Source organism: Sphingomonas phyllosphaerae 5.2 (assembly GCF_000419605.1).
GTDB classification, from domain to species: domain Bacteria; phylum Pseudomonadota; class Alphaproteobacteria; order Sphingomonadales; family Sphingomonadaceae; genus Sphingomonas; species Sphingomonas phyllosphaerae_B.
Genome location: NZ_ATTI01000001.1, coordinates 1,522,501 through 1,545,492, shown reverse-complemented (window position 1 = coordinate 1,545,492; position 22,992 = coordinate 1,522,501). Strand labels below are relative to the sequence as shown.

The 22,992-nt window shown below is 63.7% G+C and carries 12 protein-coding genes, 1 tRNA gene, 2 rRNA genes and 6 pseudogenes (1 of these 21 only partly in view); 5 read left to right on the top strand and 16 right to left on the bottom strand.

Features of this window, described 5'->3' with window-relative positions; all coding sequences use genetic code 11:
- Positions 1-2 precede the first annotated feature (2 nt).
- From SPHPHY_RS0107200 to SPHPHY_RS0107160, 9 genes are all read right to left on the bottom strand, one after another.
- Positions 3-1,064 carry a lipocalin-like domain-containing protein gene (locus SPHPHY_RS0107200; RefSeq protein ID WP_022686014.1) on the bottom strand — a complete coding sequence of 354 codons (1,062 nt, stop codon included), beginning with the start codon at positions 1,062-1,064 and terminating at the stop codon, positions 3-5.
- A complete protein-coding gene (locus SPHPHY_RS0107195) occupies positions 1,064-3,592 on the bottom strand; it encodes an FtsX-like permease family protein (protein ID WP_022686013.1) in 2,529 nt (842 codons plus the stop codon). Before SPHPHY_RS0107195 ends, SPHPHY_RS0107200 begins: the two co-directional genes overlap by 1 nt.
- On the bottom strand, positions 3,582-4,325 hold the full coding sequence (locus SPHPHY_RS0107190; RefSeq protein WP_081645266.1) for an ABC transporter ATP-binding protein: 744 nt from the start codon (positions 4,323-4,325) through the stop codon (positions 3,582-3,584). Before SPHPHY_RS0107190 ends, SPHPHY_RS0107195 begins: the two co-directional genes overlap by 11 nt.
- Positions 4,326-4,367: 42 nt before the next feature.
- Complete coding sequence (locus SPHPHY_RS0107185) at positions 4,368-4,649, bottom strand: DUF427 domain-containing protein (protein ID WP_022686011.1); 282 nt, start codon at positions 4,647-4,649, stop codon at positions 4,368-4,370.
- A 119-nt stretch (positions 4,650-4,768) separates the two neighbouring features.
- Positions 4,769-5,548, bottom strand: coding sequence for an SDR family oxidoreductase (locus tag SPHPHY_RS0107180; RefSeq protein ID WP_022686010.1), 780 nt, complete (start codon positions 5,546-5,548; stop codon positions 4,769-4,771).
- Positions 5,549-5,785: 237 nt separating this feature from the next.
- Positions 5,786-7,183 (bottom strand): acetylxylan esterase, encoded by a 1,398-nt coding sequence (locus tag SPHPHY_RS0107175; RefSeq protein WP_156025056.1) that lies wholly within the window; start codon positions 7,181-7,183, stop codon positions 5,786-5,788.
- Between the two features lie 512 nt (positions 7,184-7,695).
- A complete protein-coding gene (locus SPHPHY_RS0107170) occupies positions 7,696-9,294 on the bottom strand; it encodes an amidohydrolase (protein WP_022686008.1) in 1,599 nt (532 codons plus the stop codon).
- A gap of 26 nt (positions 9,295-9,320) precedes the next feature.
- The gene (locus tag SPHPHY_RS0107165) at positions 9,321-12,284 is read right to left on the bottom strand and encodes a TonB-dependent receptor plug domain-containing protein (protein WP_028056599.1); all 2,964 of its coding nucleotides are present in this window, start codon (positions 12,282-12,284) and stop codon (positions 9,321-9,323) included.
- A gap of 440 nt (positions 12,285-12,724) precedes the next feature.
- A complete protein-coding gene (locus SPHPHY_RS0107160) occupies positions 12,725-13,210 on the bottom strand; it encodes an Lrp/AsnC family transcriptional regulator (RefSeq protein ID WP_022686006.1) in 486 nt (161 codons plus the stop codon).
- Between the two features lie 536 nt (positions 13,211-13,746).
- Between SPHPHY_RS0107160 and SPHPHY_RS0107155 the strand changes: the two genes are divergently transcribed.
- The 4 genes and pseudogenes from SPHPHY_RS0107155 (at position 13,747) to SPHPHY_RS21355 (ending at position 17,361) form a co-directional block, all read left to right on the top strand.
- The gene (locus SPHPHY_RS0107155; RefSeq protein WP_051148393.1) at positions 13,747-14,493 is read left to right on the top strand and encodes an SDR family oxidoreductase; all 747 of its coding nucleotides are present in this window, start codon (positions 13,747-13,749) and stop codon (positions 14,491-14,493) included.
- On the top strand, positions 14,490-15,536 hold the full coding sequence (locus tag SPHPHY_RS0107150; RefSeq protein WP_022686004.1) for a glycosidase: 1,047 nt from the start codon (positions 14,490-14,492) through the stop codon (positions 15,534-15,536). The genes SPHPHY_RS0107155 and SPHPHY_RS0107150 overlap by 4 nt, the downstream gene beginning before the upstream one ends.
- Positions 15,537-15,610: 74 nt before the next feature.
- A protein-coding gene (locus tag SPHPHY_RS21360) for an IS5 family transposase (protein WP_156024961.1) occupies positions 15,611-16,368 on the top strand; the annotation gives its coding sequence in 2 pieces (ribosomal slippage) (positions 15,611-15,944 and positions 15,944-16,368; 759 coding nt in all).
- Positions 16,369-16,589: 221 nt separating this feature from the next.
- Positions 16,590-17,361: pseudogene (locus SPHPHY_RS21355) on the top strand (integrase core domain-containing protein).
- Here the strand turns inward: SPHPHY_RS21355 and SPHPHY_RS21350 are convergent.
- Positions 17,336-18,304 (bottom strand): annotated as a pseudogene (locus tag SPHPHY_RS21350) (IS630 family transposase). The pseudogenes SPHPHY_RS21355 and SPHPHY_RS21350 overlap by 26 nt on opposite strands.
- A 163-nt stretch (positions 18,305-18,467) precedes the next feature.
- Here SPHPHY_RS21350 and SPHPHY_RS21930 point away from each other — a divergent pair.
- Positions 18,468-19,225: pseudogene (locus SPHPHY_RS21930) on the top strand (IS5 family transposase).
- A gap of 281 nt (positions 19,226-19,506) precedes the next feature.
- On the opposite strand, the pseudogene SPHPHY_RS21340 reads toward SPHPHY_RS21930, so the two are convergent.
- The 6 genes and pseudogenes from SPHPHY_RS21340 to SPHPHY_RS0107085 all read right to left on the bottom strand — a co-directional run.
- Positions 19,507-19,840, bottom strand: a pseudogene (locus tag SPHPHY_RS21340) (M13 family peptidase); the annotation flags it as partial.
- Between the two features lie 167 nt (positions 19,841-20,007).
- Positions 20,008-20,280 (bottom strand): annotated as a pseudogene (locus tag SPHPHY_RS21335) (integrase core domain-containing protein); the annotation flags it as partial.
- Between the two features lie 49 nt (positions 20,281-20,329).
- Positions 20,330-20,497: pseudogene (locus SPHPHY_RS22480) on the bottom strand (Arm DNA-binding domain-containing protein); the annotation flags it as partial.
- 186 nt (positions 20,498-20,683) lie between these two features.
- Positions 20,684-20,760, bottom strand: a tRNA-Met gene (locus tag SPHPHY_RS0107095).
- A gap of 50 nt (positions 20,761-20,810) precedes the next feature.
- Positions 20,811-20,925: ribosomal RNA gene (gene rrf, locus SPHPHY_RS0107090) — 5S ribosomal RNA — on the bottom strand.
- Positions 20,926-21,047: 122 nt separating this feature from the next.
- A 23S ribosomal RNA gene (locus SPHPHY_RS0107085) occupies positions 21,048-22,992 on the bottom strand; it runs 836 nt beyond the window's last position.

The window sequence follows — 22,992 nt, the reverse complement described above, 5'->3', positions numbered from 1 at the left end:
GCTCACATCCTTAATGCCCGATCGTAGCCGGTGAGTTCGAGATAGCCGCGCCCGTTTCGGGTCCGCACCGCACCCTCCCAATAGACGGGCAAGCCGCTGCGACGGGAGTCGAGTTCCTGCGCGGCGAACATCGGGACGAGGCGCCAACGCGCGATCCGGCCGTTCGCGCGGACGCTCACCTCCTGCGACACCGGGTATACCGCGCCGGTCGCCTTGCTCCGCCACGTCGCCAGCGGCCGGAACGCGACATCGTTTGGGCCAAGCGCGATCGTGGTGCCGTTCGGCCGGCGAAGCGCACCGCCTGCCCATAGGGCACCGCCGCCTTTGCGACGAATGCGGAACGCCATCAATGCGGAGCCATCGTCAAAGTTGAGCCCTGTCCAGTCCCAGCCCTGCGCTTCGGGCGCGAGATAATCGGACGACCATTCGCGATCGAGCCATGCCTCGCCGCTTACCGCGACGAGGCGGTCGCCGCGTCGGACCCGCCCGGCGACGCGCAGATGCGGAACGGAGTAATAATAGCTCGCCTGTTCCGGTCGCGGGCCTTTCCGGCTGTAGCCGCCCTGCCCTTGCGGCAGCGGTTGCTGCGTCGGCTGGAAGTTTAGCGCGAGCGTGAAGTCGTTCGTGGCGACGCGGGTCATCCAGCGGCCGTCGCGTGCGCGCCGCAGTCGCCAGTCGCGGATGCCGATATCGGCGTCGCCGGTGCGCGCCGTGGCAAGACCAAAGCCTTCGCGTGCGGCGCGCTCGCCGTGGAGCAGGCGGCCCGTCGCGGGGTCGGACAGCGCGGCGTGCGCGAACAGCACCTGCCGTGCGGCGAAGCGGCTCGGGTTCGCCTCGTGGACGAGAGGGCGCGTCCGGAAAAAGGTGACCTGAAAGCCGAGGTCCTCCCCCGCCGTGGTCCTCAGCCAACCCGTGACGTACCACCACTCGGTGCGAAATGACGGGTGCGCGCCCTGGTCCGCGGGGAATGCGAGCACGATGCCGGGTCTCACGACGGGGTATGGAACGGCCGCGGGCGCCGCCACAGCGATCAGGCCCAGCCAGCCCAGTAGCAACCCGCGCATCACCAATCCTCCCGCACCGAATGCACCGCGCCCTTGGAGGTCGCGCGGCGGCCGGCGAGCACCGCCGTCGCGGCGGCCGCGCCGGTCAGCGCCGCGGAGACGCCGAGCAGCGTGCCGATCGGCACCTGCGTCGTCATCGTCCAGTTGAACGACTGCGGGTTGATGACGTGGATCAGCACCTGCGCGAGAATCAGGCCGAGCCCGATGCCTGCGAGCGCGCCCGTCAGCCCGACCATCGCCCCCTCGGTGGCGAGCATCGTGCCGAGCTGTCCGCGCGTCAGCCCGAGGTGGCGCAGCATGCCGAACTCCCGCTCGCGCGCGATCGTCTGGGCCGACATCGTTGCGGCGACACCCGCCAGTCCGACGAGGATCGCCACCGCTTCCAGCAGGTAGGTCACTGCGAAGCTTCGGTCGAACAACGTCAGCGCCAGGCGCCGGAGCGTCGCGGGCTGCGTCACCTCGACCTGGCCGCGCACGGAAGTCGGCAGGCGTGCTGTCATGGCCTCGCCGACCGCCACCGCATCGCTGCCGGGGTCCAGCATCGCCGACACCTCGTCGCGGCCGGTATCGCCGGTCAGGCGCTGGTAATCGCCCTCATCCACCAGCACCGCGCCCGCCTGACGACCATAATCGCGCCAGACGCCCGCGACCGTGAAGCGCGTGCGGCCCGCGAGCGGGAGGATGATCGTCTCGCCCGGATCCCAGCCGTAGAGCCGCTGTGCCGGCTCCGACACCCAGACCGGCAGCGCGGCGGCCGGAAGATTTTCTGCACGCTCGATCAGAACCAGCAGCGGATCGCGGCCGCCGCGTTCAGGCCGCGCGATCAGACTGATCGGCGGACGATCAGCGACGATCGTCAGCGGCAGCTGCCGGCTGAACGCCAGGCTTTTCACGCCGGGCGTCGCGGTAAGGCGGGCCCGCATGTCCGGATCGAAGCTCGCGCCGGCATCGGTGCGCAGGTAGAGGTCCGCGCCGAGCACCTGCCCCAGCCACGTGTCGACCGCGCCGCGGAAGCTGGTCACCATCGTTGCCATTGCGATCATCAACGCGGTCGACGCAACAATGCCGCACAGCGCGGTCGCCGCCTCGCCGGGCGCGCCGTACAGGTGGCGGATCGCAAGCTGGACAGGCACGCTCCCACCGGAGCGTCTGGCGAGCGGCGCCGACAGCGTCCGCGCGAACCATGGCACGCCGGCGACGCCGCCCGCCAGCATCAGCGCCATGCCGACGAAGCCGAACAAGGGCAGCCCGGCGATCGCGGGAAGAAGCGCCGTAGCCCCGCCTGCCGCAAGCAGCACGGCCGCAGGCCACCACGCCACGCGACGGCGTGGGTCAAGCACGTCGCCGGCGTTCTTCAGCGCAGCCGCCGGTGCCGCCCGCGCGGCGGCACGCGCGGGGATCGCACTGCCGAGGATGGCGGCGAGCAGACCAAGTACGAAGAACCCGGCCGCCGACGCAGGCTGGAAGACCACCCGCGCCGTGGTTCCACCAAAGTAGCCAGCGCCAAGGTCGCCGCCGAACCAGTGCAGCGCCGCCCACGCGAGGCCGTACCCGGCCACGAGACCCACGGTGGCGCCGACGATCCCGATCGCAACGCCCTCGACGACTACCGCCGCGACCACCGCGCCGCGCGGCATGCCCAGCGTACGGAGCAGCGCGAAGGCACGCTGCCGTCGCGCGACTGACAGCGACTGCGCAGAGTAGACCAGGAACCCGCCGGTCAGCAGCGCGACCAGCGCCAGCATGTCCAGATTGACCCGATAGGCGCGCGACAATGCTGAGCCCTGCGCACCTCGCGCCTCGGCCGTCGACAGGATCGCGTCGGCGGGGAGCAGCCGGGCAAGCGCAGCTTCGGCCGCCTCGCGGTCCGACAAGGCCAGGTCGATCCGGTCGATCCTGCCGAGCCGCCCGAAGCGCCATTGTGCCGCAGCGATGTCGATCACGCCGATCGCGGCGTCAGGCTCGGCCGCGGGCAGCGTGCCAACGACGCGCAACCGCACGTTGCGCCCGTTCGCGCTCACGATCACCCGATCACCGATGGCGACGTGGGACCTGACCAATGCGGTGCGTGACAGAAACAGCGAGGCCTCGTCGAACACCGCATCGCCACCAGCATCGGGTCCGCGTGGCGGCAGACCGACCAGCGACGGCGTCACTGCGCCCGCGCGGATTACGTCCAGCCCAAGCAGCGTCAGCCGGGTGCCGCCGATCCGGGCATCCAGTCGAACGACCGGGCTCGCGTCGGCGACGCCAGCGGCGTTTGCGACGCGGGGATAAAGCCGCTCATCGATCCCCAGCGCGCTCGTCGCATTCACGGACAGTTCGGCGGCGCCATTCACCCCGCGCACCGCATCATCGAACGAAGCTAGCGCCGACCCGTTGACGAGGTGGACCGCGAAACCGAGCGCGACACCAACCGCAATCGCAATCGCGGTGGTGAGAAAGCGGGCGGGATGGAAGCGCCACTCGCCACCGATCAGCCAGCCAAGTGCGAGGCGACCCGACAAGAGGCCGGGCTCAGCGGCCACGTCGCTCCACCAGCCCGTCCGCGCCGAGCGTCAGCACCCGGTCGGCAACGGCGGCGCTCGCGTCCGAATGGGTCACCATCACGCCGGCTGCTCCATTATCGCGGACGGCGGCGGCGAACAGGGCCAGCACGCGTGCTGCGGTGTCGGGGTCGAGATTACCGGTCGGCTCGTCGGCCAGGATCAACGCAGGTCGGTGAACCAGCGCGCGCGCAATCGCGACGCGCTGGAGCTCACCGCCCGACAGATCTCTCGCATAGGCCTCACCGCGATCGCCGAGCCCGACCGCCTCCAGCATTTCCGTAGCGCGCGTGTTCGCTCTTGCCGCGTCCGGCGACACCAGCGCGAGTGGCAGCGCGACGTTCTGGCGCAGCGTGAGATAGGGAAGAATGTGGAAGGCCTGGAACACGAAGCCGATACGCTCGCGTCGCAACCGCGTCCGTGTGGCCTCGTCGAGCGTACCGAGCAACGTGCCGCCAATCGCAACGCTGCCTTCGTCGGTATCGTCCAGTCCGGCCAGGATGTTCAGAAGCGTCGATTTGCCGACGCCGGACTCACCGATGATCGCAACGAGCTCGCCCGCATTGACCTGAAGGTCGAGCGACCGGAATAACTGCCGCGGTCCCGGCACCGACTTGCCGAGCGTACGGACGTCAAGAAGGATCGGCTGGCCAGTCACGCCCCACACGTGGTGCAGGTTCGGCGTGGCCGCAATGCCCCAACCGTTATCCGGCATCGCGCTACGCTCAACCACGCTCCTGCCGGGGAGAGGGCGAAGTCAGCCAACCTTCACGCCCTTCCAGAAAGCCAAGCGTCCGCGTATTTCCTCGGCCGCCGCCTTTGGCTCAGGATAATACCAGGCGGCGTCGGGATTGTCCGCACCGTCGACATGGATATCGTAATAATGTGCCTCGCCCTTCCAAGGACAGGTCGTTGTCGTCGCGCTCGGTCGAAGTCGCGAGGCGTCGACGGACGATATCGGGAAATAGTGGTTGCCCTCCACCACCACTGTCTCGTCACTGCTCGCGATAAGCGTGCCGTTCCACCGTGCCTCTACCATGATGCGTCTCCAACGTTGTTCGATATTGCATTGTCACGCCGCGCATTGGAACGCGTCGCGGAACGAGCGTGCACATCCCAGGAGCGCGGCACCGGTCGTTTACCGGATGTGTTCGACGATCAGCTTCGCTGGTCACCCTGCTCACGCTGCTTGGCCGCGCGCTCCGTCAGCGTCTTCAGTGTCTCGTCGAAACGGCCCTCACGTTCGGCCTGGCGCAAAAACTGCACTTCATCGACGAGAATCTCGCGCGGCGTTGGTTGCTGCGCGAATTGCGCCGCGACAGCGTCAGCAAAGGCCTCGAGCGGCATGTAGCCCGGGCGATTCGCCTGTCCCGGCGTCAGATCGGTCTGCACACCTGGCGGAGCCAGTTCGATCACCTCTACCTTACCCGCCAGCTGGGTCCGGAGCGAGACGGTGTAGGAGTGGATCGCTGCCTTGGTCGCCGAGTAGGTCGGTGCCGCCACCAGCGGCACGTATGCGAGACCCGAGGTGACCGTGACGATCGCGGCGTCGGGCTGCTCCTTGAAATGGTCAATCAACGCGTTCGTCAGCCGGATCGGGCCGAGGATGTTGATCGCCACAGTCGCCTCGGCATCGGTCAGGTCGCGCTGGCCCGTCAGGTCCTCAAACTTCATGATGCCGGCGTTGTTGAACAGCACGTTCAAAGACGGGAAGTCGGCGACCACTTGCTTGGCGAACTCGCCGACCGCCGCGGCGTCCTCGACATCAAGGACTGCGGTATGGATGCGATCGCGACCATCCGCAGCGCGCTGGAGCGCCTCTTTCCGACGACCGGCAATGATAACCGTGTCGCCACGATCGTGGAACCGGTGGGCCAGCGCCTCACCGATCCCGCTTCCTCCGCCAGTCATCAGGATCGTGTTGCCGCTGGTCTTCATGATTGATGGCTCCGACTGAGAAAAAGGACGCCGGCTCAGAATGATCGCCGCGCCGGATCGTTCATTGGTATCCTTCGGCGCAGGGAATGAAGCGTGCCTTTGCGAATTCAGGCGCCCGGCCTGATGAAAGGCGCCTTGCGCGGCAGGATTGCCAGCCCTCCGACGTACGCGCACTCATTTGGCATCGCCGGGCGAGCTCGCACCCGGTCAGATAGGGTTTGCGGCGTTGTTCCGCGCTCAGCGACGCGGTTCGCGCCCGATCTTGCGGTTCGCCCATTCAAGAAAGTAGGTCATGTTCGGCGCATCGGTGTGGCCGCCCTCATGCTGCCGCCAGCCGAGCTCGCCCTCGAGTAGATTGGTGCCCTGCGGCGGAAGCACCGCCGTGTGATAATCATGTCCGCGACCAAGGTCTTGCCGGCCAAGCAGGGTCCACGCGCGCCCCGCCGCCACCGTCGCCATGTAGCTGCCTTGCTGATCGAGCCAGTTCGCGTCGCCTTGCTCCGGTACTCCGTAGCTCACGAAGGCAAGCCGCGGCGCCACCAGCGCCAACAGCTCATGTGACTCAATCGGCAGATCGTCGGCGGTCTTGCGCCCGAGGCGTCCGCGTTCCGTCCCGTACTTGAGGAAATTGCCCGCCATCCAGTGGTACTCGCTGGTGCCCGTCAGGTTCTCGACCTGCTCACCGAAGTTGCGCCGGTGCGGTTTGACGCCGCCCTCCCCCGACGATCCGATCAGCACCATCGCGAAGCGCTCGTCGAGCGCGGCGGTGACCAACGCCGCCTTTCCCCAGCGCGACACGCCTTCGATGCCGACGTGCGCCACGTCGACTTCCGGGCGCGTGCCGAGATAATCGAGGAGCCGGCTCGCGCCCCAGCCCCATGCGCGTAGTGCGCCCCATTGCTCCGGCGTGCGAGGTGCGCCCCGATTGGCCAAGCCGATGATCCCCGCGCGCAGCCCCGCGCCGTTGTCCGCCTGGATCGTCGATGTATCGAGCAGCGCTACGCCCCAGCCGGCAGCGATCACCTTGGTTATGCGCTCGTCGTCGGGCGGCGGCGCGACAAAGCCGCCGGGTTTGACGAACTCGAAACCGGGATGCGCGGTGAAGATTGGCGCAAGCGCGGGGTCTCGCGCAACCAACGTCGCCTTGAGCACTGCGTCGAGCCGGGCCGCCTCCACCGCGTTTGGCTGGCTTGGTGACGGATAACGCGCCGGCGCGAACATCATCAACAAAGGCACGCGCTCCTTCGCATTCGCCGGCAGCACCAACGTTACGCGGATATCGACGTCGATCTTCGGCGCTGCCCGGTTGTCGACGTGACCGACGAGTTGCTGTGCCAACACCGGCTGGCCGCCGAAATATTCGCGATCCACGTTGTCGATGCGCCATGTCACGCCGGGTACGTTCGCAGGAATGCGCCCGTAGATCTCGCGCTCGAACAGCTCGATCAGCTCTGGCCGCCTCCGTTGCTGCCACATCGCTGCGGTCGTCACGGGCCGACCGTCCGCCATTTTCAGCAGGTCAGGCCAGACGGGATACGGATTGGCTTTGCCGGGTTCGTAATTGGCGGCATCTGGCGCGGCCGGATCGCCGCTCGCACCGGGGCGCAACTGGGTGATGCCGAGCCGGCGCATCATATCTGCATGGTCCTGCTCGGCCGTCCAAGGCCCGGCCGCAAGTGATGCGGAGGCGAGAAATGCCACGATTACAGCACCGCCTATGCGCCTAACGACCATCACGCCCCCTCCTCGCCGCCTTGAAGCGCAACACCTTGTTACAGCATCGTTTTGGCGATTTTACAGATGGGGGGCAAGCGCAAGACATGCGACGGTCGCTGTCGGCTTCAGGTGAAACGGGGACTCAGTAGGCCACCTCGCTTCCCGACTTTCTAGGTTTGCTCATCCCGCTATTCGACCGCCAACCGCGTTCGGATCGACCGCGTGGACGGCCACGGGATGGTGTTAACGGAGGTCGCGGTCGGTTACGCGCGGATATAGCAAGTTCTGCCTGGCGTTGCGGCCGAGGCACAAGACGCATGAGGCATGAGGCAGAGGTTATCTCCGCCTCATGCGCGAAGCATTCAGGAAAGTCCGCTTGCGTCTTATTTACAAGTTGCAGCTCATCGAAGTTGCCACTTGTTGATCTTAGGTCACGGCGCCTTCTTGCTTTCGATCGTTACGCTTGGATAGCTGATCCCCAGCTGCTCAAGATAGCTCGGGTAGCGTGCGGGGTCATAGTAGAATTTCTCCAACTGGGGCCGCATGTCGCGCATCACCTTCTCGTTGAGCCATATAGCGGGTTTGTCCTGCGCGGTGATTAGTGGGGCGTAGCTGTCGCTCTTCAGCTGCACATCATTGAAATAGCTTGTGGCCTGCGCCAGCAGCTTGGGCGAGGTCATCAGATCAAGGACCGTCATCGCCACCGCCTTGGCGCCTGCGACTGCGCCCTTGTGCGCGATCGGAGTGGCCATCGCCATCGCCGAAGTGAGATGGTGGCCGATCATGTTGGGCACGTTGGAGGGAAAACGGATCGTGATCGTCGGCACCGCCCACATGATGTCGCCGATGTCATCAGAGCCCCCGCCGATCGACTGCGGCCGGTTTTCGGGTGTCGACAGCTCGCTCACCTTGGCCTTGAGCGGTTCGACCTTGCGCTGGTTGGCTTGCTGCACCGCCTTGGCGAAAACCTGATCGTCGGCGGACCAGTGCGGCATACCGACCGCAGCGATATTGGCATAGGCTGCCTCGGCCATGGGCTTGTTGCCGAAATTGGGGGCGGCATAACCGAGCACGCGATGGCTGACGGTCGTGCCGGTCGCTTTGGCGGCTGCCTCCGAGATCTCGTTGCCCGTCTCGTACATCGACTTGATCGCGCCAAAGCTCCGGTCGCGGAAGTAATACCATACCGACGCGGTCGCCGGGACGATGTTCGGCTGCCCGCCGCCATCGGTGATGACGTAGTGCGAGCGCTGCGTGACGGGCAGATGCTCGCGCCGGAAGTTCCATGAGGTGTTCATCAGTTCGACGGCATCCAGCGCCGAGCGCCCCTCCCACGGCATCCCTGCCGAGTGCGCGGTCTTGCCGCGGAATTGATATTCGACCGACACCATGCCGTTCATCCCGAAGTCGCCGTAAGCGGTGCCGAATTCACTACTGACATGGGTGAAGATGCAGGCGTCGACGCCTTTGAACAGCCCTTCGCGGACATAATAGGCCTTGGTCGCGAGCAGCTCCTCGGCGACGCCGGGCCAGATCATCAGACGGCCGGGGATATGATGCTTCTCCATTACCGACTTCGCCGCGATCGCCGCGGCGATCACCAGCGGCAGGCCGGCATTGTGCCCCTCGCCGTGGCCGGGGCCGCCCTCCACCATCGCCTTGGCTTCGGCCATGCCGGGATATTGCGATACGCCGAGCAGCCCGTCGATGTCGCTGCCCAGCGCGATCAGCGGCCCGCCCTCGCCCCAGGTAGCGGTGAAAGCGGTCGGGATGCCCGCAACGCCGCGCGTCACGGTGAAGCCGGCCTTTTCGAGCACGGCGGTGAGATAGGCCGAGGTGCGGACCTCCTGGAAGCCCGGCTCGGCATAACTGAACACCTGGTCGACCATCACCTGGATGTCCTTGGCCTGCGCGTCGACCTTGTTCTCGGCCTCGCGCTTGAGCGCCTTGCCGGCCTGCGCCAGCGCCGCCTGGGGCGTAAGCAGCGTACCGAGCAGCAGCGCGGTCACGGCGTCGCGGAACGTCGTCATATCGTATCTCCCGTTGGTTTCGGCGGTCAGAAATTCGTGGTGAAGGCGACGCGGAAGCTGCGGCCGAGCACGTCGTAAAGGCTGCGCGATGTCTGTGGGTAAGCGGGCGTGTTGTTGCCGTCGGGGCCGTTGCCGACGAGCAGCGGATCCTTGTCGAGCAGGTTGGTGACGATGAAGGTCAGCGATCCCTCGCGCCCGCCGGCACGCAGCTTCACGCCAAGCGAGGCGTCTAGGTAAAAGGCACCGCCGATGTCGTTGTCGTTGATCGTGCGGTACTGCGTCGTCGACACCGGGCAGCCGCTGGTGCACTCGATATAATCGTTGCCGTACACGCCCGAGCCGAACCCGCGGCCGACGAGGTTGAGCGTGAAGGCGTCGAGTTCGTAGAAAGTGCTGACGCGATAGCGCCAGCTCGGCGACGAATAGGTGCCCGACAGGCTGCCGCCGTTGATCCCGGCATAATCGACAGGGAAGATGCCGTTGTCGATGACGTTCTCGATATAGTGCGTCACCGCGCCGTTGATCGTCAGGCGGCCCGGTAAAGCGGAAGCGATCTCGGCAAGGTCGCGGCGATAGCTCACCGCGATGTCGAAGCCCTTCTCCACCTGGCTGGCGAAGTTGAAGGGCTGTATGACGATCGAGCTGAGCGCACCGCCAGCGTAGACGATATTATCGCAATAAAGTGTCGTCCCGGAATAGCAGAAATCGACGGTGTTCTGCGCGGTGATCGTGCCGATCGCGTCGCTGATGCGAATATCATAATAGTCGAACGAGGCCGTGAAGCCGGGCAGGAAGCGCGGGGTTGCCACCGCGCCGACCGTCCAGCTTTTCGCTTTCTCGGGATCAAGCGCACGATTGCCGATGGTGTTTTCGAGGAACTGCTGCGATCCCGTAGCGGGGGCGTTCGTGGGCAGAATGACGGTGTTGGTACGCGCCGTCCCGGCGGCGAACAGCTCCTGCAGATTGGGCGCGCGAATGTCGCGACTGTAGGTGCCGCGGAACTTGAGGTCGGGGATCGGCTCGAACGTCGCGCCTGCCTTCCATGTGAAGACCGAGCCCGAGGTGGAATAATCGGTGTAGCGCCCGGCGGCGTTGACCGTGAACCCGCGCCACAGCGGCAGGTCGATCTCGACGAAACCCTCCTTCACATTATAGTCGCCGCGGTTGACCAGATAGTTGCCATACAGCCAGCCCGAACTGAACTGCGGGTCGACGCGACCGTCGATCTGCTCCTTGCGCCACTCCCCGCCAAAGGCGATTGCCGCCGCCCCGCCGGGCAGATCGAACACGGTGCCGCTGATGCTCGCCGAGGCGACGTCCTGCTGGATCGACTGATCGCGCTGCGGCTGCGCCGCACCGTAGATGTAGCCCAGCGCCGCCGCCGACGGGCCATCGGTACCAAGCCGGTCGATCGGCACGCAGCCGTTGCCCGGGTTGGTCAGGGTCGAGCGGCAGACGATCTGTCCGCCGGAGAGCACCGCGTCCTGCGCCAGCGCCATCCGCGCGTTGTTCCAGGTGTTGGTCAGTTCCTCATGCGATTTGGTGAGGCCGTGTTGATAGTAGACGTCCCACGACCAGCTGCGATTAAAGACGCTCAACTTGCCCTTCGCGCCACCGACGTAGCGATAGACATCGCGACGGTTGTCGCTGCCGGGCACGGGAAAGCCGGCGTTCGAGGTTCCGATCGTCAAACTCGACACCCCTGCCGCCGCCATGCGCGCGGCGACGTCGCGGTATTGCGTCAGCAGATAGGCGTTGTCCGCGCGGATCGTGACGCCGGTGCTCGGCGTCTGCTGGTAGAAGCTCTGCCCTTCGTAGCGGTTGAACGAGACCTGCCCGTAGACCTGCACGTCGGGTGTGAGATCGAAGCCGACGCGGGAGAAGAGGCTGATGCGTTTTTCATTGGGCAACAGGGAGTTGCTGCCGACGTGCCCGGCGAGCGTGGTGCGCCAGTCGCCGCCGACCATCCACGGCGAGGATGTGGCGTTGGTGGTGCCGTAGGTAAGCTGTCCGGTGGTGCCCGGTGCGAGGAAATACGTACCGCGCAACGGCCCGGCGGTGACGAGCCCGCCCGCCGTGTAGGTGGCCGGGCCGAAGCCCCCGCCGACCAGCCGTTGCGGCAGGCCGTTGTCGGCGGTGTATGCGGGATTGTTGATCTGGAAGTACCCGCGATCGTTCCAGTCGCGCGCGATCGTGGCGACCCCGTCCTGATGGTAATATTCGGCGCTGGCGAGCAGGTGGAGCCTGTCGCCGGCCAGTGACTTGCCGATCGTCGCGGCGAACCGGTAATTGTGGCCGTCACCACGGTCCGTGATGCCGGTGTCGGCGGCGAGTTTGATGCCGCGGTACTTCTCGTCCAGGATGAAGTTGACGACCCCGCCGACGGCGTCCGACCCATATTGCGCCGACGCGCCGCCGGTGACGACCTCGACCCGCTCGATCAGGTCCTGTGGGAAGGTGTTCACATCCACCACGCCGTTGACGGCCGAGGCCACGGAGCGCTGCCCGTTGAGCAGCACCAGCGTGCGCCCGGCGCCCAATCCGCGGAGATTGACCGAGTTGATCCCGGCAAGTCCGTTCGACAGCGAGCCCGAGCTGTTCGCCGCAGTGCTGCCCTGCGCGATGGAAGGCAGTTGATTGACGAAGTCGGAGACGTTGGCGGGGCGCTGGGCAGCCAGGTCGGCGGCGCCCAGCACGGTGACGGGAGTGGGCGCGCTATAGCCGTCGCGGACGATGCGGCTGCCGGTTATAACGATGTCATCGGACGGCACGGAATCGGCACCGGTATCCTGGGTCGGCGGCGGCGTGAGCGCGGTGTCGACCGCAACGGGCTCGCCGCCCGCTTCGGACGGCTGGCGCGCAGCGAAGGACACGGGTACCTGTGCCGCTGCGCTGCCGCCCCAAACCGTACCCGCTGTACCAAGCAGCAGCATGTTGACGAGCCGGGCCGTGTAGCGCCGCCGTAATGCCGTGGTTGACGTTGCCTGCATGTCCGAACACCCCCGAGAAAATCGACCAGCCTTGCTGGCATCCTCTCCCCGGCCCTGAGTGTCGTCTCTGACGCACCCGGAAAGGCACATCAAAGTCAGGCCGACTTGCCCCGCCTTGATCGGGTGCAACGGTGTCGACGAGGGGTTTCGCGCAACATTACTGCGTCGATCCCCGTGTCGATCGTTATAAGCTTGCACGTTAGGGCATGGGCGATCTTCGGAAAAATCATGGTATTTTCGTTGTCGAATGATGATTTCGAGCGCTGCGGATCGAAATCACCGGAAAATCGTGCAGAAAGGCCGGTCTGGTCCTTTGCGCGAACTGCGATCTAATGCGGAGGACGAATCTCGAACGCCATGGGGACGATGGGACGTGTCAAAGATCGAAGAGGCGCGGCGCGCGCCGCCGCGAAGTTGCGGCTGACGGCATGGCGTACAGATTAGCGTTCGAATACCACCGGCGGAACGCCACGGCGGGCGACCTGACGCATGATGAAGCTGCTGCGGATCTTGGCGACATACGGCAAGCGCGAGAGCTCGCTGCGGTAGACCCGGTCATAGTCGTTGAACGAGCGCACATGCACCATCATGATAAAGTCGGTGTCACCGGAAACGAAGCTACAGAAGCTCATCGACGGACATTGCATGACCGCCTCCTCGAACTCGATCAGCGCTTGCTCCGCCTGCGAGTTCAACTCGATCGACACCAGCACCATGATGCCGTAGCCAAGCCGATCGAGATCGAGGCTGGCGGTGTAGCCCGCGATCATTCCGCGCTCTTCCAGGATCTTGCGCCGCCGTGCGGTCGCAGTGCTCGAAAGATTGACACGTTCGCCGAGCGCGACGTCGGACATTCGTCCGTCGGCGGAAAGCTCGCCTAGAAGGCGACAATCGGTCTGATCGATTTCGGTCACCGTGAAATCCATCGCACAACCCCGTCCGTGGTGCCCGAAAGCATCAAATTAGACGATTAATGTGGTCGAAAGAGACAGGATGCGCAACGCCATCTGTGTCAGCGTCATCGACATCGCAAACCAAGCGGCCGAGTGGCCAACGTCGAACGTCTTGGCGGCACGCCCGGCATGTCGCTCCTGCTCACCGCTAGGACCAAGTCGTCAGCGCGGCCGCTCGGGAACGCGCCAGATCCCGCCCACGCCGCTGCCGGTCAACGTCGAGCGCGAGAGCGGAAAGGTGCTTATCACCTGCCCGGCCCTGCTGAGGACGGCGCCCCCCGTCGCTTCCTCTACGCTACCACCTAGAACCGTCGTTCGTTCAACTTCGCGGACCAGCCGCTTTGGACACGGCGCCCGAACGCGCAAACAGCCCGCATCCATCGGGATGCTGCCGGGCATTTTGTCAGCTCTAACATGACAGAAATGATATTTGCTTTTGCCTGCGGGCAGCGCCGATACGACCGTGAACGATTGAAAGGGCAACGCGGGTGGCGAACGGCAGATGCGTGTTGGTAAGCGGCGCGGAAAGCGGCATCGGCGCGGCTTGCGCGATCGCATTCGGAGCGCTGGGCGACAAAGTGGTGGTGTTGTTCCATGATGCCCGTATCGACGGAAGCGACACCGTCGCGAAGGTCAAGGGAGCGGGCGGCGATGCGATAGCGGTGCAGTGCGACGTCGGCGACGAAGCCTCGGTCGAGGCGGCGTTCGCGGCCGCCGAACATGCGTTTGGCCTCGTCACCGTGTTGGTCAATTCGGCCGGGATCAACATGGCTGGCGTGCCGGTCCGGCAAATGACGCTGGCGCAATGGCAGCGCATGCTGGCTACCGACCTGACGGGCGCGTTCCTCACCTCGCGCCGCTTCGTTCGCGATCGTCCCGCCAACACTCCCGGAGCGATCATCCACATATCCTCGATCCACGCTTATGCCGTCCGCGCGGGCGGCGCCGATTATTGCGCGGCGAAGGGCGGTCTGACCAACCTGATCGAGACGCTCGCGATCGAGGAGGCTTCCAACGGGATACGGGTCAATGCGATCGAGCCGGGCATGATCCTGACACCGATGAACGCGCGCGCCAGCACCGATCTCGCCTATCGCCGGTCGCTCGAACGCAACATCCCGCTGGATCGCGCGGGCCGGCCCGAAGAGGTTGGCGATCTCGCGGTCTTCCTCGCATCGGACAAGGCCTCGTACATCACGGGCTCGCGGATCGTGATCGACGGCGGTCTTTCGCTGATGCAGGCGCTCGGCGCATGATCGGGAACAACCCGGCCACGCCGTCTTCGAAGGCCGCGGCAACGAACCAGTCGGAGATCACGCCAGGGGTGCCGATTGTCCGCTCGCGCCTGCCCGCCGACAGCGTGACCGGCGACCGTAAGGTGCTGCTCTATCCGTCCGCGGGAGTCGTCGATTTCAACGTCCAGGAGCTGCAGGATATACAGCTGATGGGACCGCCGCAATTGATGGCACGCGACCTGATGAGCCCGTACGTCTGGCTCGAGCCCGATGGTCGGTTCGGGATCATGGTGCGCGCAGTGACGCGGCCGGGCGAGCCGATGACCGATACGGGCATTATCTGGGCCGGGTGGAGCGACGACGGAGTCCGTTTCGCGATGCTCGATCAGCCTTCGATCCTGCCCGGCGCCGCCGGCGAGAAGGATGCGGGTGGGGTAGAGGACCCCACCGTGGTAAAGATGAACGACGGCAGCTACGTCGTCTATTATACCGGCGTCGAAGCCGACATGGCGCATGGCGAGATGTTCTACGCGACGGGGCCGACCGTCAGCCAACTCGCCAAGGCCGGCGTGGCGCTCGCCTCAAGCAAGTCGCTCGGCAACACCAAGGAAGCGACGGTCGATCGTGAGAAAGATGGGCGCTGGAGCCTGTTCTACGAATATGCCGCCGACGAGGCGAGCCGCGTCGGGCTCGCAATCGGCGCTAATGTCGATGGGCCATGGAACGAGCAGCCGACGCCGTTCATGCCGCGCGAAGACGGGTGGGACAACTGGCATCTGTCGACCGGCCCGATGCTGCTCGACGATCCCGAAATGCCGGTGATGTTCTATAACGGTGCGACGCACGACGCGCGCTGGCGGATCGGCTGGGTGGCGTTCGACCGCGAACTGACGCGTGTGGTGGACCGCTGCATCGAACCGCTCGTCACCCCGCCCCCGGCTCCGGACCGGACCGCGAGCGACATCGCCTTCGCCGCGTCCGTCACCAGTCGCGACGGTGAGGTCTGGCTGTACTACTCCCTGGAAGATCGGCGTCTGTCGCGAGCGCGACTGAAGCGAAGTTGAGAACAGTAAGCTACGGTCAGGACCCATTGATGTGAGCGCCGCGATCTGATTCAGGCCCCGTGAGGAGAGCGTGGATGAGCGACCTGTACTGGTTGACGGATGAGCAGATGGCGCGCCTGCAGCCGTACTTCCCCAAGAGCCATGGCAAGCCGCGGGTCGATGACCGACGGGTGCTGAGTGGCATCGTCTTCGTCAATCGCAACGGACTGCGCTGGTGTGATGCACCGAGCGCGTATGGTCCGCACAAGACGCTGTACAACCGGTGGAAGCGCTGGGGTGAACGGGGCGTTTTCCTGCGCATGATGGAGGGTCTGGCGTCAGCGGAGGCCGTGCCGAAAACAGTCATGATCGACGCGACTTACCTGAAGGCACACCGCACGGCATCGAGCCTGCGGGTTAAAAAGGGGATCTCGGCCGCCTGATCGGCCGCACGAAAGGCGGTATGAACACCAAGTTGCATGCCGTCAGCGATGCGGATGGGCGGCCCTTGAGCTTCTTCATGACCGCCGGGCAGGTCAGCGACTACACCGGCGCGGCAGCTCTGCTCGACGATCTGCCAAAGGCGCAATGGCTGCTTGGTGATCGCGGTTATGATGCGGATTGGTTCAGGGACGCCCTGGAAGCCAAGGGCATCCAGCCCTGCATCCCGGGCCGTAGATCGCGCAACGAGCCGGTCAGGTACGACAAGCGGCGCTACCGGCGCCGCAGCCGCATCGAGATCATGTTCGGCCGCCTGAAAGATTGGCGCCGCGTCGCCACACGCTACGACCGATGCCCAACGGTCTTCCTCTCCGCCGTCGCCCTCGCGGCCACAGTCATCTTCTGGCTATGACCAATGAGTCCTGACCCTAGGAGAATTACTATGGCTCGAGTGGACGAGGATCACTACGTCCATTCTGCGGAAATGTACGATATTCCCTCGGAGCTCATTGGTCAGCAGGACGTGAATTAATGATCGCGCTCATACGTGACTTACCCCTGAAGCTCGGGCCCTAGTTGTTTGATCCCAGGGTTTGATGGTGCGATCCGTTCGTTGGAATGGAAGGAAGCCGCATGGGACAGGTACGTTCCGGGAGCGCCACGACCATGCACGCTGTTCGAGCAGCAATACAGCGATCGCAAGCGTCGCTCGCGACGCTGAGCCGTGAGTTGGGGGATCGACCCGAAGACAGTTGCGAAGTGGCGCAAGGGGGCAAACGTCGAGGATCTGAAGACCGGGCCGAAGGCCCCTCATTCAACGACCTTGTCCGAGGCTGAAGAGGTAGTGGCCGTGGCGTTCCGCCGGCACACACTGCTGCCTCTCGACGACTGCCTTTATGCGTTGCAACCGTCGATACCGCACCTGACACGGTCAGCGCTGCACCGCTGCCTCCAGCGACATGGCATTTCCCGTCTGCCAGACATCGAAGGCGACAAGCCAAAGCGTCAGCGCTTCAAACGCTACCCGATCGGCTTCTTCCACATCGATATCGCCGAGGTGCAAACTGTCGAAGGATCTGCGACGCGCACGGCATCGAGCACCGGCTCACCAAGCCGAACCATCCTTGGACTAACGGTCAGGTCGAGCGGATGATCCGAACCATCAAGGAGACGACCGTCAAACGCTTCCACTACGAGAGCCACGACCAACTGCGAACGCACCCCGCCGACTTCATGGCTGCCTACAACTTCGCCCGCCGGCTCAAGACACCCTGCGGGCTCACACCCTACGAATAAATCGCCAAGATGTGGGACGTCAAAGCCAAATCGGTTCATCGTCGACCCGATCCACCAAATGCCGGGACTAGAGTTGGATGACATCAAGCTGACCCATATCCTGAGTTGACGAGGTAGTTGCGGCATTCTGGGGGGGGGGGAGAAGGCATCGAGAAGCGTGCCGACGCGTCTCCATGTTGCCTCGTGGGATCGCTCGGCGGCCTTGCGCATGAGGTGCTTGAGCTTGGCGAAGACCTGTTCGATCGGGTTCAGGTCCGGGCTGTAGGGCGGCAGGAACAGCAGCCTGGCACCGACCGCACGGATAGCGTTGCGGATGGCGGGTTTCTTGTGGCTGGAGAGGTTGTCCATGATGACGACGTCGCCGGGCGACAGCGTCGGCACGAGACACTGCTCGATATAGTCGCTGAAGCTTTGCGCGTTGACCGGCTGGTCCAGCACGCACGGCGCGTCGATCCGGTCGCAGCGCAGCGCCGCCAGGAACATCATCGTGCGCCAGTGGCCGTAGGGCACCTTGGCATGGAGCCGCTGGCCGACCGGTGCCCACCGCGCAAGGGGGCCATGTTCGTCCCTTCGGCAGGCTCAGGACAGGCTTCACCCACGTCTCATCGATGAAGACGAGACGCGCCGGATCAAGCCGACCTGGTATTTCTTCCACTGCGCCCGACGCCGGACGATCGCGGGACGGAGTTGTTCGGCGGGCAGCACGCTTTGTTTTGAAGCTCAGCCCCTCGTCATGGGCGAACCGCCAGACCTGAACATAGTCGACCTTCACGTCCGCGGCTCGCCAACTCCGCTACCAGTCCACGCACGGTGAAGTCGCGGGTCATCCGCTCCAGCAGCCAGTCACGTGTCGCGCCAGACAGGATGTTGGATCGGCGACCACCCATCCGGCTCGGCGCGGCGCTGCCCGTATCGCGAAAGCGCCGCACCCATTTGATCGCCGAACTCGGCGCCACCCCGAAGCGTGAAGCAGCCGCGTGACACTACATGCCATCGGCGGTTACTGCCCTGACCACCCGTTCCCGCAGGTCCATCGAATACGGCTTTGACATGCTGGCTGGCCTCCTTCGCCAACCCGCACATTGAATCAGATCGCCAGCCCAATGGAAATCCTCAGCGATTCAGATCCACGTCATCACGCTCTAGGTCGTGTCTGCATTCAGGGATTCCGTTTGATGTGAAGTTCTGATTCAAGGTTGGCGGAAGGAGCCAGCGGTGAGCAGACGGACACTGACGGATGAGCAATGGGCGCGGATCGAAGGTCACCTTCCCGGACGCAGGGGGATGCCCGGCCGGAGTGGAATGGATAACCGGCTGTTCGTGGACGCGATCCTGTGGATGGCGGGAAACTCAGCACGCTGGCGGGATCTGCCGGAGATGTTCGGTAAATGGTCAGGGGTTCATGCGCGGTTCCGGCGCTGGTCGCACGCAGGGATATGGGAGAGGCTTTTCCATAGCATGGCCGACACGCCGGACTTCGAATACGTCCTGATCGACAGCACCATCTCGAAAGTCCACGCCGATGCGAGCGGCGCAAAAGGGGGGCTGAAGCTGCCTCGATCGGTCGCTCCCGTGGCGGGCTGACGACCAAATTGCATGCAGCCGTCGATGCCATCGGTCTGCCGATCCGCATTCATCCCACGCCGGGGCAACATGGCGACGCCCCGCAAGCCAGGAACCTCCTGGCCGGTTAACAGGGCGTCGGGCACGTCATCGCCGATGCCGCCTACGACGCCGACCCGCTACGCGCCTTCATCGTCGATGATCTCGGCGCGACCGCGCAGATCAAGGCAAACCCCAGCCGCACCAAAAAACCGTCAATCGACTGGCGGCTCTACAAGGAGCGGCATCAGGTCGAATGCTTCTTCAACAAGCTCAAACGCTTCCGCCGCATCGCCCTGCGCTGCGAGAAAACCATCACTGCCTTCATGGGCTTCGTACATCTCGCCTGTGCCATGATCTGGCTACGATGAATGCAGACACAACCTAGACACCTAGTCACGGGTGTAGAAAACAATCCGCCAATAGATTGGGATCGCTGCCCACCAGAGCTTCGCGTGTTTGGGGCGCCAGGTCTATTCGGACAGACGCAAGCTTGCTGGTTGAGCCGGACGCCTTTTCAGGCTGTTCAGGTGGTTAGGACTCGCTATCCATGGGCGAGGCCTCCTAAGTTTTTTCATATCACAGCCGGAAATGTGACGACACGCGGTCACTTGGACCGCGTACCGCCCGCATCGCAGATTTCCCCCATCTGTGCCAGCCCTGCCGTCTCGATCGCGGCGCCATCGAGGAAGGCGGCATAGGCGCGACTGATCTTGGAATTGCCGTCACTCTTCCCCGCGTCGAGGATACCGCGCGCGCTCCCGCGACAAATCCTGCAGCACGTTGAACGCGCCATAGTTCGATTCGTCGGCGGGGATCGCGGTGTTCTTCGCCCAAGTTCCATTGGTATAGGCGTAGAAATCGTCGCCGGGCTTGATGCTCCGGTCCATGCCCGCGCCGTCGAAGCCGAACGTCCCGTGGTCGGGCGATCGCTTGCCGGGGGAGCAGCCGATATCGCTGCCACGGCGGCGGATCTCGGCGATCAGGACCGTGCGCGCATCATTCCCTCTTTCCTTAAGCGATTCTTCATGTCGAAATTTGCGCCGATCGCTTATCCTGTTAGCGTCAGCACGATGCTTCCGTGAAACGAAGTCTGAGGTGGTCTCCCATCCTGGGCAGTTTGGCGGCTGAGCTAAGCTATACCCTGGTTGGTTTATGCCGCCATTCTGGCGAACGCCATATCCGCATGACCCGGGTATGGCGTTGCCCCGATCTGCCTATACACCTCCTCCGGCGTTCGGCCGGCAAGGCGGGGATGAGGCGCTGCCCGTTGTAATAGGCGAACCATCTGCCGAGCCTGGTCCGCAGCTCGGAGCCGGTCACGAATGTGTTCAGGTAAACGCACTCGTATTTCAGCGACCGCGAGAGCCGCTCGATGAAGACATCATCCATACAGCCAGCGACCGCGCCGGTCCGTCGAGCAACGCCTTGGCCCTGATGCGTTTCACCCGTGCTTCGGCGAGACTGATTGACGGGTAGGTGTCCAATGACAGCATCTTCTCCCTGCCGTCAAAGCGGTATTTCATCCGCCAAAGCTTGGTGCGGTTGCGCCGGATGAGGGCATAGAGACCGCTGCCACCGGCGAGCTTGTAATCGCGATCCCGGCGGGTCGCGTACTTCACGTCGAGTTCCTTGAGAGCCATGGGGGCGCCACTCCTTTCGCGCACCCCGATACCCCCACCTGCCCCCACCAAAAGCAAATCGACGTGCCGGGTTTCAGGAGCACGTGCCGGCACCTCGCGGGAAGCGCTGATCCGGCGCAACGCATTGGCAACAGGCATGGAAAAAAACGCCCCGGGACTTGCAGAGACGCTTTGAGAATTCTGGAATGGTTGCGGGGACAGGATTTGAACCTGTGACCTTCAGGTTATGAGCCTGACGAGCTACCGGGCTGCTCCACCCCGCGCCGGGTGTTTTGGAGATTGTGATGGGTTCTTTGCGTGTGCTGGCTTCAATGCCTGGCGGCGACCTACTCTTCCATCGCTTGAGCGATAGTACCATTGGCGCGGTCGGGTTTCACGTCCGAGTTCGGGATGGGATCGGGTGGGACACCGACGCTATGGCCACCAGGCAATGGGGCCAGCATACGGGGGTTTTCCCTGGTTGTTGAGGCCAGGGAGGTTCAAAATCGATGCACATTATGATTTGTCTGGAAGTCACCCACATCCAACGTTGATGTTGGGGGTGTGTGCTCTCAAGCGCGAATAGGACGATTAGTATCGGTTAGCTTCACGCGTTACCGCGCTTCCACATCCGATCTATCAAGGTCGTGGTCTCCGACCGTCCTGAGAAATCTTATCTCGAGGGAGGCTTCCCGCTTAGATGCTTTCAGCGGTTATCCCGTCCGTACATAGCTACCCTGCTGCGCCGTTGGCACGACGACAGGTACACCAGAGGTACGTTCAACCCGGTCCTCTCGTACTAGGGTCAACTCCTCTCAAATTTCGACGCCCACGGCAGATAGGGACCAAACTGTCTCGCGACGTTCTGAACCCAGCTCACGTACCACTTTAATTGGCGAACAGCCAAACCCTTGGGACCTGCTCCAGCCCCAGGATGTGATGAGCCGACATCGAGGTGCCAAACAACCCCGTCGATATGAGCTCTTGGGGGTTATCAGCCTGTTATCCCCGGCGTACCTTTTATCCGTTGAGCGATGGCCCTTCCACGAGGGACCACCGGATCACTATGACCGACTTTCGTCTCTGCTCGACTTGTCAGTCTCGCAGTCAGGCGGGCTTATGCCATTGCACTCTAACAGCCGGTTTCCAACCGGCCTGAGCCCACCTTCGCGCGCCTCCGTTACTCTTTAGGAGGCGACCGCCCCAGTCAAACTACCCGCCACAGAGGGTCCCTGTACCGGTTTCACGGTACGAGGTTAGACAATAGACAACAACAGGGTGGTATTTCACCTTTGGCTCCACACCGGCTGGCGCCGATGCTTCAAAGCCTCCCACCTATGCTACACAGTTCTTGTCCACTGCCACTCTGAAGCTGCAGTAAAGGTGCACGGGGTCTTTCCGTCTAACCGCGGGTACTCCGCATCTTCACGGAGAATTCAATTTCGCTGAGCATGTCCTGGAGACAGTGGGGAAGTCGTTACGCCATTCGTGCAGGTCGGAACTTACCCGACAAGGAATTTCGCTACCTTAGGACCGTTATAGTTACGGCCGCCGTTTACCTGGGCTTCATTTCAGAGCTTGCACCCCTCCACTTAACCTTCAGGCACCGGGCAGGCGTCAGGCCCTATACGTCGTCTTGAAGCCGACTTAGCAGAGCCCTGTGTTTTTGCTAAACAGTCGCTACCCCCTGGCCTGTGCCCCCCATGATGGCTTGCGCCTACATGGGGCCTCCTTCTTCCGAAGGTACGGAGGCAATTTGCCGAGTTCCTTCAGGACACTTCTCTCAAGCGCCTTGGTATACTCTACCTGACCACCTGTGTCGGTTTCGGGTACGGTCTATACGGTGGGGCTATTTCCCGGGACAGTTTCGAAGCACGTCCAATCCGTTAAGGACGTACAACACACACCATCCGTCACACACCACCAGGCCCACGAATATTAACGTGGTTCCCATCGACTACCCCCTTCGGGCTCGTCTTAGGGGCCGGCTCACCCTGCGCGGATTAGCCTTGCGCAGGAACCCTTGGTCTTTCGGCGAGAGGGCATCTCACCCTCTTTATCGCTACTCATGTCTGCATTCGCACTTCCGATACCTCCACGACCCATTACCAGATCGCTTCGCAGGCTTACGGAACGCTCCGCTACCGCGTGATCAATGATCACACCCTAAGCTTCGGTGCACGTCTTGAGCCCCGTTACATCTTCGCCGCAGGAACCCTTATTTAGACCAGTGAGCTGTTACGCTTTCTTTAAAGGATGGCTGCTTCTAAGCCAACCTCCTGGTTGTTTTGGGATTCCCACATGCTTTCCCACTTAGACGTGACTTGGGGACCTTAGCTGTAGGTCAGGGCTGTTTCCCTTTTGACGACGGACCTTAGCACCCGCCGTCTGTCTCCCGAGTAGTACTCATGGGTATTCGGAGTTTGGTTAGGTTTGGTAGATCTCGCGACCCCCTAGCCCATCCAGTGCTCTACCCCCCACGGTATTCGCTCGAGGCACTACCTCAATAGTTTTCG

Excerpts from the sequence above, each read along its gene's own strand:
- SPHPHY_RS0107200 (WP_022686014.1), bottom strand. The coding sequence starts at position 1,064 with ATGCGCGGGTTGCTACTGGGCTGGCTGGGCCTGATCGCTGTGGCGGCG.
- SPHPHY_RS0107170 (WP_022686008.1), bottom strand. The coding sequence starts at position 9,294 with ATGACGACGTTCCGCGACGCCGTGACCGCGCTGCTGCTCGGTACGCTG.
- SPHPHY_RS0107185 (WP_022686011.1), bottom strand. The coding sequence starts at position 4,649 with ATGGTAGAGGCACGGTGGAACGGCACGCTTATCGCGAGCAGTGACGAG.
- SPHPHY_RS0107150 (WP_022686004.1), top strand. The coding sequence starts at position 14,490 with ATGATCGGGAACAACCCGGCCACGCCGTCTTCGAAGGCCGCGGCAACG.
- SPHPHY_RS0107190 (WP_081645266.1), bottom strand. The coding sequence starts at position 4,325 with ATGCCGGATAACGGTTGGGGCATTGCGGCCACGCCGAACCTGCACCAC.
- SPHPHY_RS0107165 (WP_028056599.1), bottom strand. The coding sequence starts at position 12,284 with ATGCAGGCAACGTCAACCACGGCATTACGGCGGCGCTACACGGCCCGG.
- SPHPHY_RS0107175 (WP_156025056.1), bottom strand. The coding sequence starts at position 7,183 with ATGATGCGCCGGCTCGGCATCACCCAGTTGCGCCCCGGTGCGAGCGGC.
- SPHPHY_RS0107180 (WP_022686010.1), bottom strand. The coding sequence starts at position 5,548 with ATGAAGACCAGCGGCAACACGATCCTGATGACTGGCGGAGGAAGCGGG.
- SPHPHY_RS0107160 (WP_022686006.1), bottom strand. The coding sequence starts at position 13,210 with ATGGATTTCACGGTGACCGAAATCGATCAGACCGATTGTCGCCTTCTA.